At 52.1% G+C, this 12,747-nt stretch carries 13 protein-coding genes; 8 read left to right on the forward strand and 5 right to left on the reverse strand.

What is annotated here, in order from left to right:
* The first annotated feature begins 95 nt into the window (after positions 1–95).
* From ACQKDS_RS11785 to ACQKDS_RS11820, 8 genes are all read left to right on the forward strand, one after another.
* The gene (locus tag ACQKDS_RS11785; RefSeq protein WP_399670769.1) at positions 96–1,283 is read left to right on the forward strand and encodes an alpha/beta fold hydrolase; all 1,188 of its coding nucleotides are present in this window, start codon (positions 96–98) and stop codon (positions 1,281–1,283) included.
* 552 nt (positions 1,284–1,835) lie between these two features.
* Entirely contained in the window at positions 1,836–2,189 is a 354-nt protein-coding gene (locus ACQKDS_RS11790; protein WP_399670433.1) for a metalloregulator ArsR/SmtB family transcription factor, read from the forward strand.
* 245 nt (positions 2,190–2,434) lie between these two features.
* Complete coding sequence (gene arsD, locus ACQKDS_RS11795; RefSeq protein WP_399670436.1) at positions 2,435–2,797, forward strand: arsenite efflux transporter metallochaperone ArsD; 363 nt, start codon at positions 2,435–2,437, stop codon at positions 2,795–2,797.
* Between the two features lie 18 nt (positions 2,798–2,815).
* Positions 2,816–4,570: an arsenical pump-driving ATPase gene (gene arsA / locus ACQKDS_RS11800; RefSeq protein WP_399670439.1), complete on the forward strand. Its 1,755-nt coding sequence runs from the start codon at positions 2,816–2,818 to the stop codon at positions 4,568–4,570.
* Between the two features lie 47 nt (positions 4,571–4,617).
* Complete coding sequence (locus ACQKDS_RS11805; RefSeq protein ID WP_399670772.1) at positions 4,618–5,907, forward strand: arsenic transporter; 1,290 nt, start codon at positions 4,618–4,620, stop codon at positions 5,905–5,907.
* A gap of 56 nt (positions 5,908–5,963) precedes the next feature.
* On the forward strand, positions 5,964–6,395 hold the full coding sequence (gene arsC / locus ACQKDS_RS11810) for a glutaredoxin-dependent arsenate reductase (protein WP_399670442.1): 432 nt from the start codon (positions 5,964–5,966) through the stop codon (positions 6,393–6,395).
* A 530-nt stretch (positions 6,396–6,925) separates the two neighbouring features.
* Positions 6,926–8,404 carry a SulP family inorganic anion transporter gene (locus ACQKDS_RS11815; RefSeq protein ID WP_399670445.1) on the forward strand — a complete coding sequence of 493 codons (1,479 nt, stop codon included), beginning with the start codon at positions 6,926–6,928 and terminating at the stop codon, positions 8,402–8,404.
* Between the two features lie 18 nt (positions 8,405–8,422).
* Positions 8,423–9,250, forward strand: coding sequence for a universal stress protein (locus tag ACQKDS_RS11820; protein ID WP_399670448.1), 828 nt, complete (start codon positions 8,423–8,425; stop codon positions 9,248–9,250).
* 81 nt (positions 9,251–9,331) lie between these two features.
* Here ACQKDS_RS11820 and ACQKDS_RS11825 read toward each other — a convergent pair whose 3' ends face one another.
* The 5 genes from ACQKDS_RS11825 to ACQKDS_RS11845 all read right to left on the reverse strand — a co-directional run bounded on the left by ACQKDS_RS11825 (position 9,332) and on the right by ACQKDS_RS11845 (position 12,742).
* A complete protein-coding gene (locus ACQKDS_RS11825; RefSeq protein WP_399670451.1) occupies positions 9,332–9,754 on the reverse strand; it encodes a universal stress protein in 423 nt (140 codons plus the stop codon).
* Positions 9,751–10,239 carry a universal stress protein gene (locus ACQKDS_RS11830; protein ID WP_399670454.1) on the reverse strand — a complete coding sequence of 163 codons (489 nt, stop codon included), beginning with the start codon at positions 10,237–10,239 and terminating at the stop codon, positions 9,751–9,753. Before ACQKDS_RS11830 ends, ACQKDS_RS11825 begins: the two co-directional genes overlap by 4 nt.
* Before the next feature lie 358 nt (positions 10,240–10,597).
* Positions 10,598–11,071, reverse strand: a complete 474-nt coding sequence (locus ACQKDS_RS11835) for an OsmC family protein (RefSeq protein WP_399670458.1) — start codon at positions 11,069–11,071, stop codon at positions 10,598–10,600.
* 22 nt (positions 11,072–11,093) lie between these two features.
* Positions 11,094–12,131: a C45 family autoproteolytic acyltransferase/hydolase gene (locus ACQKDS_RS11840; RefSeq protein ID WP_399670461.1), complete on the reverse strand. Its 1,038-nt coding sequence runs from the start codon at positions 12,129–12,131 to the stop codon at positions 11,094–11,096.
* Positions 12,128–12,742, reverse strand: a complete 615-nt coding sequence (locus tag ACQKDS_RS11845) for a GNAT family N-acetyltransferase (protein WP_399670464.1) — start codon at positions 12,740–12,742, stop codon at positions 12,128–12,130. Before ACQKDS_RS11845 ends, ACQKDS_RS11840 begins: the two co-directional genes overlap by 4 nt.
* Between the last annotated feature and the right edge of the window lie 5 nt (positions 12,743–12,747).

A 12,747-nucleotide genomic window follows, 5' to 3' on the forward strand; every position in this document is an offset into this window, starting at 1 on the left:
TATAGATAATTAGTTCGAAAACAGCGCATTTTTCTTACAACCGCCCAAGTTAGCGGCCTTTGTATCTAACTGGAGTTAATTCTTTGAATTTTAACATGAAACTTGCAAAAACGAGTGGGCTGCTGCTTATTCTCCTTGCCGTTAACCCCAGCACGACAATCGCAGCTTCTCCTGATGCTCATAATGAGGTAATCATGGATCGAACGATATTGCCCGCAGATCATGGTCTGCAAGAAGCCGCTGAACAGTATCTGATGTATTACAGCGCTACCAGTGGTGTCGATGGCAAAAGCCCACGACAGGATACCGCCGCAGTCTTTATCCCCAAAGGGAAAGCGCCTAAAGGGGGTTGGCCTGTTGTAATATGGGCGCATGGCACTATTGGCGTCGCCACCCATTGCGCACCTTCACTCAATCCAAGAACACCAAGAGATAGCCAATATCTCAACACTTGGCTTTCTTTAGGATTTGCCGTGGTAGCTCCCGATTACGCGGGGCTGGGGTCAAAAGGCTTGCATCACTATATGGATGCCAGAGCCGAAGCTTGGAGTGTACTAGACAGCGCAAGAGCAGCACTGGCCAAGTTTCCACTACAAAACAAGTTGATATTGGTTGGTCAATCCCAAGGTGCACACGCGGCCTTTGCCAGCGCAGGTTATCAAAAATCATACGCTCCAGAGCTTAATATTCAGGCCACTATTTTGACGGGGACGCCTTATTTTGATGCCTCTACCACGGCTCAACAAGTTTTTGGGGAGCGTTCGGGCAATGATCCCGATCCTAAAATACCTTATGCTTTCTACATCTATCTTTCTGCCGCAGATACGCAACCGACACTAAAAGCAGAAGATTACTTCCAGCAATCAGCCTTGCCAGTACTGGAGCAAGCAAACAAGCTTTGCATTACCCCCCTGACACAACTCGCGCAACATAACAAACTAAACGCGGCCAATAGTCTGAAACCCGCTATTGAGACGTTACTTGATGCGCAGCTTGATACACTACGCTATCCAACGCTGCATATTACCCACCCGGTCTTTATTGGGATCGGCGGCAACGACATCAACGTACCAACGGCCATGCAACTACGCTTCGCCCGAGACGTTAAGGCAGCGGGAACCGAGGTCGAAATGAAAGAATTCGCTGGTCTTGATCACAGTGGGACGGTCAATCCTTCATTGCGCGCTTCAGTGCCTTTTTTACTTAACGTATTGAAGAACGCAGAGGAAAGGGATAGCAACAAGCAGGAGGCACCAATAAGCACTGCAGCTTCAGCACGTTAGGCCTTAGATTCACTATAACCGTATTCTGATGCTTATTGGCACTGGAATACGGTTATACAGTTAAATTGATGCTTTTTTACTTCAAAAAGATACGAACTTAATGTAACTAGCGTATATTTTCTTACCTAATATTGCATCGCCTAAGTCAGACCAGCACTTGCTAATATCTATCACAAAAAATGCAACGCGCAGATCGCAATGAACCCGATCAAACCAATTGCCATCTGTATCATTATCTCTGCGTTGAGAGCTGTTGATATCGTACGTCAGCACCAACTCGCCATTGTGCCTAGTGCCCTACTCCAACAATATTAATAGCAGCAACATGCCTGGCAAACCTAACTTGCGAAGGGCTGTAGCACTGCTGGAAGTAAATTGCCCTAAAAGATGATATGCCGATTTTGCCTGTAGTGAAGCGTTTTACTTAGCAAGGATTGACGGAGGATCATACGTTCAGCGCTGGACACAACACATTCGAAAAAACGAATTTGACTATTGACAGTAAACGTAAACGCTGTACGCTTATCCCTCACGATACGAAAGGGATGAGTGATGAGCCAGTTAACCCCGTTACAACTCTTCAAATGTCTCTCTGATGAGACGCGTTTAACCCTCGTTCTGTTGCTCAAAGAAACGACAGAATTATGCGTTTGCGAGCTGTGCGAAACGCTCGGTTTACCCCAACCCAAAATATCGCGCCATCTTGCCATGCTAAGAGAACACGGCATTCTGCTCGATCGCCGAGCAGGCAAGTGGATCCATTATCGTTTGTCGCACAATATGCCGATATGGGCAGGCGCTGTCATCGAGCACGCCTATCAAAGCCAGTCAACTGACATAAAAACGCTCTCTAAACGTTTAAACAATACGACCGGCTCAACCACCGGACGCGTTGTTTGCCTGTAAAAAAAAATTTATCGGAATATATGCGTTTTTTCGCATGTATCACCGGCGCGCTACACCGCGGCATCGCACTTTATCGATCGCAACGTCGTTGAGTGAAGCAGTCGCTAACCGTCAGGCCGCCGCGCAATAGCGTAACCACAGAGATTCAGATCCGTACAGGATCCCCTTAACAGCCTAAGAGGCAAGCACTTTACGCCACACGGTATGGCACTGAATTTAACCCTCTCATTAAGAAGGAACTCACAATGAAAACTATCACTGTCTACGATCCAGCATTATGTTGCAGCTCTGGCGTGTGCGGAACCGATGTGGACCAAGCATTAGTCAACTTTTCTGCCGATGTTGATTGGGTTAAGCAGCAGGGCATCACGTTGGATCGATTCAATCTGGCTCAGCAACCAATGGCATTTGCTGAAAATGAGTCGGTCAAAAACTTTCTCCAGAACGCCGGGGCAGAAGGCTTACCGCTGATTCTGCTGGACGGGGCTATGGTCATGGCCGGGCGTTACCCAACCCGCGCTGAGATGGCCCGCTGGTGCGGTTTGTCTGTCGCGCCCAAAATCACCGCTATCCAAGGGTGTTGTGACGGGAAAAATTCCTGCTGTTAAAGCATAAGGAGTATGACCATGAAATTTTTACAGCATGTGCCCGCTTTTTTATTTTTTACCGGTAAAGGCGGCGTAGGGAAAACCTCCCTCTCTTGCTCAACCGCCATCTCGCTGGCCGATGCGGGCAAGCGCGTCCTGTTGGTGAGCACCGATCCGGCTTCCAACGTCGGGCAAGTTTTCGATCAAACGATTGGCAATCACATCACCAAGATAGCGTCAGTGGCCGGTCTGTCGGCATTAGAAATCGACCCGCAGGCTGCCGCGCAAACCTATCGCGAACGCATTGTTGACCCCGTCAGGGGCATTTTACCTAACGAAGTGGTGCGCAGCATCGAAGAACAACTTTCGGGCGCTTGCACCACCGAAATTGCCGCGTTTGATGAGTTTACCGCATTACTCACCGACGCCAGCTTATTGGCCGATTTCGACCATATTATCTTCGATACAGCCCCAACCGGCCATACGATTCGGCTGCTGCAACTGCCCGGCGCCTGGAGCAGTTTTATTGAGGAAAACCCGGAGGGTTCATCCTGCCTTGGCCCGCTGTCTGGCTTAGCTAAACAGCGCGAACGCTATGCACAAGCAGTGGCCGAACTCAGCAATGCCAATAAAACGCGCTTGATCCTAGTCGCTCGCGCACAAAAATCGACGCTCAACGAAGTCGCACGCACCTATGGCGAGCTCTCTCAGCTCGGCATCAAGAATCAGTATTTAGTCATTAATGGTATTTTACCGGAAACCGCCATACAGCATGACGCATTGGCTCAGGCGGTATACCAACGCGAGCAAGACGCATTAGCAGCGATCCCGGCCACAATCGCCGCACTCCCTCAGGATCGCATTCTCCTGCAACCGGTCAATCTGGTCGGTATTGAAGCGCTGCGTCATTTACTCAACACCGATGCGCCACAGAATCACTACGCGCGTCCCGCGCTGCCCCTGCCGCCGATCGATCCGCTTGCCACCTTGGTTGAACACATTACCAACGATCGGCACGGTTTAATCATGTTGATGGGTAAAGGCGGCGTGGGCAAAACCACGCTGGCCGCGGCCGTCGCGGTGAAGCTGGCAGAAAAAGGGCTGGATGTTCATTTAACTACCTCCGATCCCGCCGCCCATTTAGAAAATACGTTGCACGGCCAATTAGCGCACCTTGAAGTCAGCCGCATCGACCCCGCAGCGGAAACCGAACGCTACCGTCAACACGTTCTGGCCAGCAAAGGGAAAGATCTCGATGCGCAGGGGCGCGCCCTGCTGGAAGAAGATCTGCGCTCCCCTTGCACCGAAGAAATTGCGGTGTTTCAGGCATTTTCCCGCGTGATTCGTGATGCGGGCAAGCGCTTTGTCGTTATGGATACCGCGCCAACCGGGCATACGCTGCTGTTGCTCGACGCAACCGGCGCATACCATCGTGAAATTGCCGGGAAAATGGGGGAAAACGCGCATTATGTCACCCCGATGATGCAGCTACAGGATCCGCAACGCACCAAGATACTGCTGGTCACGCTACCAGAAACCACGCCGGTGCTGGAAGCGGGTAACTTGCAGGAAGATTTGCGCCGCGCGGGGATTGAACCGTGGGCCTGGCTGATTAATAACAGCCTGGCGGCGACCGGAACCACCTCACCGCTATTACGCCAACGTGCGGAACAGGAAATCAACCAGATCAATCTGGTTAAACAGCAGTACGCCACCCGGCTGGCGTTAATTCCGTTACAGGAAGAAGAACCGGTAGGGATTGAACGCTTGAGCCAACTGGCTGAGTCAATGTAATAACAATAATGGCGAACGCCACCGCGTTCGCCGCAATGGAGGTTTCTATGTGGTTGGCCGGCGCAATTTTTGTTCTGACCCTGGTTTTAGTGATCTGGCAACCTAAAGGGCTCGGCATTGGCTGGAGCGCCTGTTTAGGTGCCGCGCTCGCCCTGTTGTCGGGTGTGGTTCATCTGGGTGATATTCCGGTGGTTTGGCATATCGTCTGGAACGCCACCGCCGCCTTTGTCGCGGTGATTATTATCAGCCTGTTACTGGATGAATCAGGCTTCTTTGAGTGGGCGGCCTTGCACGTTGCCCGCTGGGGGGGCGGTAACGGGCGCACATTGTTCACCTCTATTATCCTGCTCGGTGCCGCCGTGGCTGCACTGTTTGCCAATGACGGCGCAGCGCTCATTTTGACACCGATCGTCATGGCAATGTTGCTCGCCTTGGGGTTCAGCCCAGCGGCGACGCTGGCGTTTGTGATGGCGGCGGGCTTTATCGCCGATACGGCCAGTTTGCCATTGGTGGTGTCCAACCTGGTCAACATCGTTTCGGCTGACTTCTTCAAAATCAGCTTCACCGAGTATGCCGCGGTGATGATCCCGGTTGATATTGCCGCTATTTGTGCAACGCTGGTCATGCTGCATCTGTTCTTCCGCAAAGATATTCCGCAAACCTATGAAGTGAGCCGGCTGAAAGCGCCTAAAGACGCCATCCGCGATTTATCCACCTTTAAGGCCGGATGGGTGGTGTTAGTGCTGCTTCTCGTGGGCTTTTTCGGGCTGAACCACCTTGGCGTGCCGGTTAGTCTGGTGGCGGCGGTCGGCGCGCTCATTTTGTATATCGTGGCGAGAAAAGGCAGCGTCATCAATACCAAGAAAGTGATCCGCGGTGCGCCTTGGCAAATCGTTATTTTTTCCTTAGGCATGTATTTAGTGGTCTATGGCCTACGCAATGCCGGGTTGACCGACTACCTCTCTCAAATATTGAATTATCTTGCCGAACAAGGCCTGTGGGCAGCCACGCTGGGTACCGGATTCTTAACCGCGTTCCTGTCCTCCATCATGAACAATATGCCGACGGTACTGGTTGGCGCACTGTCGATTGATGGCAGCCAAGCCACCGGGCTGATTAAGGAAGCCATGGTGTATGCCAACGTGATTGGTAGCGATCTGGGACCAAAAATCACGCCAATTGGCAGCCTTGCCACCTTGTTGTGGCTACATGTGCTGGCGCAGAAAAATCTGACCATTAGCTGGGGTTATTACTTCAAGGTTGGGATCGTGATGACGCTGCCGGTGCTCTTTGTCACCTTAGCGGCACTCGCGCTGCGGCTCTCATTAACCGTTTAAAACAAACAACTCTGCGGCAGGGATAGACCTGCCGCTTTTATCATCACGAGGTGAACATGCACACAGTGACTATTTATCACAACCCGGCTTGCGGCACATCACGTAACACGCTCGAGCTGATTCGCAATAGCGGTATTGAACCCACCGTGATTCATTATCTGGACACGCCGCCAACCCGTAATGAATTGGTCAAACTCATTGCAGATATGGGCATCACCACGCGCGCATTATTGCGTAAAAATGTTGAACCGTATGAAAACCTCAAGTTGGATGACAGCACATGGAATGATGACCAACTGGTCGATTTTATGTTGGCGCATCCTATCCTGATTAACCGCCCGATTGTGGTAACCGAAATCGGCACCAAGCTTTGCCGCCCCTCAGAAGTGGTGTTAGAGATTCTGCCCACCGCGCAGCAAGGCGCCTTCACCAAAGAGGACGGTGAACAAGTTATTGATGCCGAGGGTAAACGAGTTATTAAAAAATAAGCACGATCCCATTAGACTGCTGACAAGGCCGGTGATTGGGGAGAACGCGGTGATGTGGCCGTCGTGGCGTAAGCCACCGGAGCGCCCCTCGTGATGCTAGGCTAGGATAGCCATGCCATCAGACAACGTTGTCGTCAACCTTGATTCAGTTCAGGTTTTTAATTATGTAAGGGCAAGGGGAAACACCGATGTTACCCCTTGCCAGCGACACCATCACCCCGCGGATTACCCCAAGTGCATTGATCCCGCTTCAATTTCGTTTATAGTATTACGCACTCTGCCTGTGTAGAGATCGCCACCAGCGTTGAGTAACTTTGAGCTGGTTTATCTGATTTTTGACGGTATCGCACCCTCATCAAGGAGTCATTAACACCACCATGCGTCTTACGCCACCCTGAGTTTTACCCTCCTCTGTCGTACTGAGTAACCCTCAGCGCGCACGCTTTAACATCCCGTCTGCGGATGTGCTTTACCGTATCTAAATTTTTTGCCCCTACGGGCTGACCGTATTCAAAAACTGAGAAAATACTATGTTGCTGTCCTCGACGCGTAAGGACTGGCTGGGTAACGTCCGTGGTGACGTACTGGCCGGTATTGTTGTCGCGCTCGCGCTTATTCCCGAAGCGATCGCCTTTTCCATCATCGCCGGTGTTGACCCACAGGTTGGGCTTTACTCCGCGTTTTGTATCCCGCTCATTATTGCCTTCGTCGGCGGTCGCCCTGGGATGATCTCATCGTCAACCGGTGCAATGGCGCTGTTGATGGTGACGCTGGTAAAAGACCACGGTTTGCAATACCTGCTAGCCGCCACCGTGCTGACCGGTGTGATTCAGCTTATCGCCGGTTATCTCAAGCTTGGCGGTCTGATGCGCTATGTGTCACGATCGGTGGTCACGGGCTTCGTCAACGCGCTGGCGATCCTGATTTTTATGGCGCAGTTACCCGAGCTTACCAACGTGACCTGGCACGTGTACGCCATGACCGCCGCCGGTCTGGCGATTATTTATCTATTCCCTTATATCAATAAAACCATTCCTTCACCGCTGGTGTGTATCGTAGTGCTGACCGGGATTGCCATGTGGATGAATCTGGATATTCGCACCGTTGGTGATATGGGTAAACTGCCAGACAGCCTGCCGGTCTTCCTGATCCCTGATATCCCGCTCAACCTGGATACCTTACTGATTATCCTGCCTTATTCGGCTGGTCTGGCGGTTGTCGGGCTGCTTGAATCGATGATGACCGCCACCATCGTCGATGACATGACCGATACCCCAAGCGACAAAAACCGCGAATGTAAGGCGCAGGGTATCGCTAACATTGGTACCGCATTTATTGGCGGTATGGCGGGTTGCGCCATGATCGGCCAATCGGTGATCAACGTGAAATCAGGTGGGCGCGGGCGGCTCTCGACCCTCACTGCCGGGGTAGTCTTACTCTTGCTGATTGTTTTCCTGCGCGACTGGGTATCACAGATCCCAATGGCAGCACTGGTGGCCGTCATGATCATGGTGTCTATCGGCACCTTCTCTTGGGGCTCGATTGCCAATCTGCGCACCCATCCCATGTCAACCAGCGTGGTCATGATAGCCACCGTGGTGGTGGTGGTCGCCACCCATAACCTGGCGTTCGGCGTACTCACCGGGGTACTGATTGCCTCACTGAACTTCGCTACGAAAGTCTCTCGCTTTATGGCGGTATCGTCGGAGGCTGAAGAGTCAACGCGCACCTACACCGTGACTGGACAAGTGTTTTTCGCCTCTGCCGATCGGTTCACCAGCCATTTCGATTTCCGTGAAGCAGTGGAGCGCGTGGTGATTGACGTCTCTCAGGCTCACTTCTGGGATATTACCTCCGTTAGCGCACTCGACAAGGTGGTGATCAAGTTCCGACGTGAAGGTACGGAGGTAGAAATCCGCGGCATGAACCAAGCGACTCGCACCCTCGTTGACCGCTTCGGGGTGCACGATAAGCCCGACGAAGTGGAAAAACTAATGGGTGGCCACTAATCATCTGGAGAACAGAGCATGAATAATACCGTTATTGCCTGCGTTGACGGTTCGCCGTCAACACAATCGGTTTGCGAACACGCAGCCTGGGCCTCCCGCCTGCTGGATGCGCCGCTTTCCCTGTTACACGTGCTGGAAAAAGATGATCATCCTGCCGTCTCTGATCTGACCGGCACCATTGGTATCGATAGCCAAGCACAGCTTACCGAGGAGCTGGTACGAATCGAAGGTGAGCGTGGTCGTCTGTTAATGGCGCAAGGTAAAGCCATATTGAACGGTTGTGCCGAACGGTTAAAACAGGTGGGTTGTGCCGAGGTACAGTTGCTGCAAAAGCACGGTGCGCTGGATGAAATTCTGGCCGAGCTGGGTGATATTCGCCTGATGGTGCTGGGCCGCCGCGGTACGCACAACCCGGTCGGCAGCAATCTGGAAAGTATCATCCGTTTACAAAAACAGCCAGTGCTGATTGTCCCTGAGTCTTTTTCGCCGCCAACCAAAGTGATGTTTGCCTACGATGGTAGCGAGGAAAGCCGCAGAAACCTGACGCGGCTCACCCTTAGCCCGCTGTTAAACGGCCTGGCTTGCCAGGTAGTGATGGTGAAGGGCGATGCGCGCGCCTTGCAGGAAGCCCAGACGATTTTACAGGCGGCCGATATCACCGCCGAAACCCACGTGTTGCAAGGTGCATCCGTGGCCGAAGCGCTGTGCCGTCACGCCAATGAGCAAGACATCAGTCTGATCGTAATGGGCGCTTATGGGCACACCCCTTTGCGCCGCTTCTTTATCGGCAGTAACACCACCGCGATGTTGGAAAACACACAACGCCCACTGTTAATGCTGAGGTAGTGCTCCCCCCGGGGGCAACCCCGGGGAAATATCGATATAATATGGCAGCTCGCTAGTGGATAGCATGACCAGTGAAGTCTGTCACTTTATGGGAATAACCAGCACATCGACAGGCAGGAAATTTATCGCATTTCTGGTTGATGAGAATAAGCTTCCCCATAAATCCTGATGATGCCCAAAGATAAAGAGATCGATAGCTTTTTCCTCAGATGCGGTCTGTAATTCATAAACTAATTCGCCACGTCTGACAATAATCTCTGCGATCGGATAAATAGCTTTATCAATAACCGGTTGCATTTCCCTTTTTATCTTTTCCTCAAATGACGACTCCGAAAAGTTAGGCACCGAATTGCCAAGATCTGAATAATAAGACGCATGATGTTCATCAACATAAATCAATGACAATCTGGCGTTTAATGCAGACGCTAAGGCAATTCCCTTATCGATAAGAGCATGTTTTTCATCGAGCAATGAGGTCGCGACCGCGATGTGCGTGTAGCTCATAATACCTCCGATTCCATCTGCAAAGGAATAACCAACAAATCAACATCAAGATTGTTAATTGCTTGCCGTGTAGCGGAAAACAGGTTGCTCCACATATCATGGTGGTGACCAAAAATAAGTAAATCTATTCCATGTGCTTTGATTTCCTTCCTTAACGCGGGTACCAATTCTCCCGAGACCATAATCACATCCGGTATCGGATAGGATGAACGCAGAGCAAGATCGGTAAGCTGCTTTCTGGTTTTCACCTCAAGAGGCACTTCGCCGCTATAGTGGTGAGTTTGCAGGCCAAGCGACGCATAATAAGGGGCATGATGAATTTCGACATGGATGAGAGAAAGTTTTGCATCACAGGCGCTGGCTAAAGCCGCCCCCTTCTGTAACAGCTTGCTGTTATCGCCATTAAGATCGACGGCAATCACGATATGTTGGTAACGCATGGTGCCACCTCCGCTTAGCTTGCCCAGTTCAGCGTGCAATCCCACGAAACCATCCGCTGTAAACGGGAGTTATTGATTAGTTTAGTACGGAAATTAGTTTACTGCCGTGGATGTGATTTGATGCCGTGGGTGCTGCGAAATATTGCATGCAGGCCGGGCATGCCCGGCCACTACCATGGAATAAAATACCCTGTGGAATATGGCAGCACGGTGCTCACCCACCGTAGGGGCGTGGCACGCCGCGCCCGGTGTTGGCCAATACGCCATATTGAACACTGGCCGGGCATGCCCGGCCACTACGGTGAATATTGTCAGTGTTGGCGCGTTGAGGGACTATATGCCCGGCCGCGATGACCACATTATTGCTGGTGATTGAGGCAAAATCACCAGAGCAGTATTTACTTTATGCGGCCTTCACCACCGATTCATCAAGCGCGAGATGTATCGGGAAGTTCATCGAATTAGCGATGTAACACTTTTCATGCGCCAAATGATGTATCGCCAGTGCCAATGCCTCATCCGAATCCGCCGAAATAGTCACCTTCGGCGCCAACGTCACTTCGGTAAACTTACCACCGAGTCCATCCATGATGCCATGCGGTGCATCCTCATAGCCCACAACACGCACCCCAGCATCGGCACACAGGTGCAGATACCAAAGTTGGTGGCAGGCGCTCAAAGACGCAATCAACATCTCTTCTGGGTTCCAACACGTAGGATCGCCTAAAAACTGCGGATCCGCCGAGCCACGCAGGATCTTCCCCTCATTGCCCACAATCTCGTACTCCCGCCCATAAGCGCGATAGTTTGCCGTGCCCTCGCCGCGATTGCCGGTCCAGGTTAAAGCCAGATGATAGTGATGAAGATGTTTCGACATAGGACGCCCTCAAAAGCACAAATTAATCAGAAAATGAAAAGTATTGGCTCGCATTAACCGACGGATTACCCGGACGAACTAACAGACGCCCTTGTTCTGGCAACATTACCACGCCTGCCACGGTACGCTCACGCCGAATATCGCCGTTGTCCGCGACGCACACGGGGGGGGAACTGAACAAGGTAAAACACGCCTCCCCCTGATGCGGTCCTGCTGCCAAAAAATCCTGTGCTTTAGCCAGCCGTTGCATTGATGAATTCTTCGCGAAGATATTGATCCCATCATCACGCTGGAAATCTGGATGCAAGAAGTGATTGGTGTGCATCGTCGTACGGCTATCCTGTTGAACAACACGCCATTGGTTATCCATACACTCGACGCAGAGTACACGCTGCCGATCGCACAGGGTAAATGAGCGCGAGCTGGAGAGCGGCAAACGAGTCAGGACGTCCATCGCCTGCTCGACATTGGCGCAATTATCCAGTAGATGGCGAATCGCCAGATAGGGCGGGATACCGACTCCCCACGTTCCGCCTAGCACCATATTGAGCCCAACGGCCAACCCCGCCTGATTGATACCCAGATAGCCCAATAATCCGCCAAAGCTCAGTACCAATGACGGGATTGGCGTATCCTGGCAGGCTAGAACGTGAATAACGTCATCCAGATTGCCGTTCAAATCCACCGTTTGCGCCAGCCAAGGCTCACTTTCCTGCGAAGCGAGTGTGGTGCAATCGCCGCCGGTTGTGATTCGGTTATAACCGAGCACCTCACGCCGCAGTTGCAGCAGCCAGGCAAGCGCCACCGGCATCTGCGCGCCGATCGCTAAACCGTCAACTTCCTGTGCAATCTCTGGCAACCACTCGGTGACAAACTGGCGGTAACGGCCAATTTTTTCATCCAAAGCCACCAGCGATAGCGGAGCATCACTTAACAGGTTAAGACGGCACAGGTGATCGTCAGCAAATTGCCACAGTGCCTGTCGGCACTGTTCACCCTGTTGGATCCCTCTGGATCGTGCGTCACCGCGCAACGTAACAACCGGGATCGCATCACTCATTGCGCCTCCGCCGGGTAGGGGACTTTCGCATGATGCTGCAACGTCTCACTGACATTAGGCCATTCCGCTGCCAGCACGCTGTAGAAAATAGCGTCACGCCGTCGGCCATCCGGCATGGTGTTGAAACTGCGCAGCACCCCTTCTTCCTGCGCACCGATATTGCGCAATCCCGCCCGAGCCTGAAGATTGAGCACATCCGTTTTAAACTCCACCCGCAATGCACCGAGGGTTTCAAACGCATGGCGCATCAATAAATATTTCGCCCAGCGGTTAATTCCTTTGCCGCGAAAAGCTTCACCCAACCAGGACCAACCAATTTCCAGCCGCGCGTCCTTTTCCGCCATATTGCCGAAACTCATGCTGCCCGCAATTTGCCCACTGGATTTATCCACCACCATGAAAACGGCGCGCGTTCCCGCCGCGTGATCGCTGAGCATCGCGTTAAAGAACGTTTCAAACTCGTCGTCGTTACTCACGCGAAACACAAAATAGCGCCAGATATGGCTATCGCGCGCCAGCTCTCGCACCGCTTCCCGATCGTTTTCACTGACTGGGCGCAACATAACATGTTCATTTTCCAACGTTGCTGAGGCTTGGGTTTTCCAACACATAATGC

The sequence above is a fragment of the Serratia sp. NPDC078593 genome (assembly GCF_050268245.1).
GTDB lineage: Bacteria > Pseudomonadota > Gammaproteobacteria > Enterobacterales > Enterobacteriaceae > JBNNGK01.

What these genes read in the sequence shown, in the direction of transcription:
- ACQKDS_RS11785 (WP_399670769.1), top strand. Translation starts at nt 96, where the DNA reads ATGAAACTTGCAAAAACGAGTGGGCTGCTGCTTATTCTCCTTGCCGTT.
- ACQKDS_RS11790 (WP_399670433.1), top strand. Translation starts at nt 1,836, where the DNA reads ATGAGCCAGTTAACCCCGTTACAACTCTTCAAATGTCTCTCTGATGAG.
- arsD (WP_399670436.1), top strand. Translation starts at nt 2,435, where the DNA reads ATGAAAACTATCACTGTCTACGATCCAGCATTATGTTGCAGCTCTGGC.
- arsA (WP_399670439.1), top strand. Translation starts at nt 2,816, where the DNA reads ATGAAATTTTTACAGCATGTGCCCGCTTTTTTATTTTTTACCGGTAAA.
- ACQKDS_RS11805 (WP_399670772.1), top strand. Translation starts at nt 4,618, where the DNA reads ATGTGGTTGGCCGGCGCAATTTTTGTTCTGACCCTGGTTTTAGTGATC.
- arsC (WP_399670442.1), top strand. Translation starts at nt 5,964, where the DNA reads ATGCACACAGTGACTATTTATCACAACCCGGCTTGCGGCACATCACGT.
- ACQKDS_RS11815 (WP_399670445.1), top strand. Translation starts at nt 6,926, where the DNA reads ATGTTGCTGTCCTCGACGCGTAAGGACTGGCTGGGTAACGTCCGTGGT.
- ACQKDS_RS11820 (WP_399670448.1), top strand. Translation starts at nt 8,423, where the DNA reads ATGAATAATACCGTTATTGCCTGCGTTGACGGTTCGCCGTCAACACAA.
- ACQKDS_RS11825 (WP_399670451.1), bottom strand. Translation starts at nt 9,754, where the DNA reads ATGAGCTACACGCACATCGCGGTCGCGACCTCATTGCTCGATGAAAAA.
- ACQKDS_RS11835 (WP_399670458.1), bottom strand. Translation starts at nt 11,071, where the DNA reads ATGTCGAAACATCTTCATCACTATCATCTGGCTTTAACCTGGACCGGC.
- ACQKDS_RS11840 (WP_399670461.1), bottom strand. Translation starts at nt 12,131, where the DNA reads ATGAGTGATGCGATCCCGGTTGTTACGTTGCGCGGTGACGCACGATCC.
- ACQKDS_RS11845 (WP_399670464.1), bottom strand. Translation starts at nt 12,742, where the DNA reads ATGTGTTGGAAAACCCAAGCCTCAGCAACGTTGGAAAATGAACATGTT.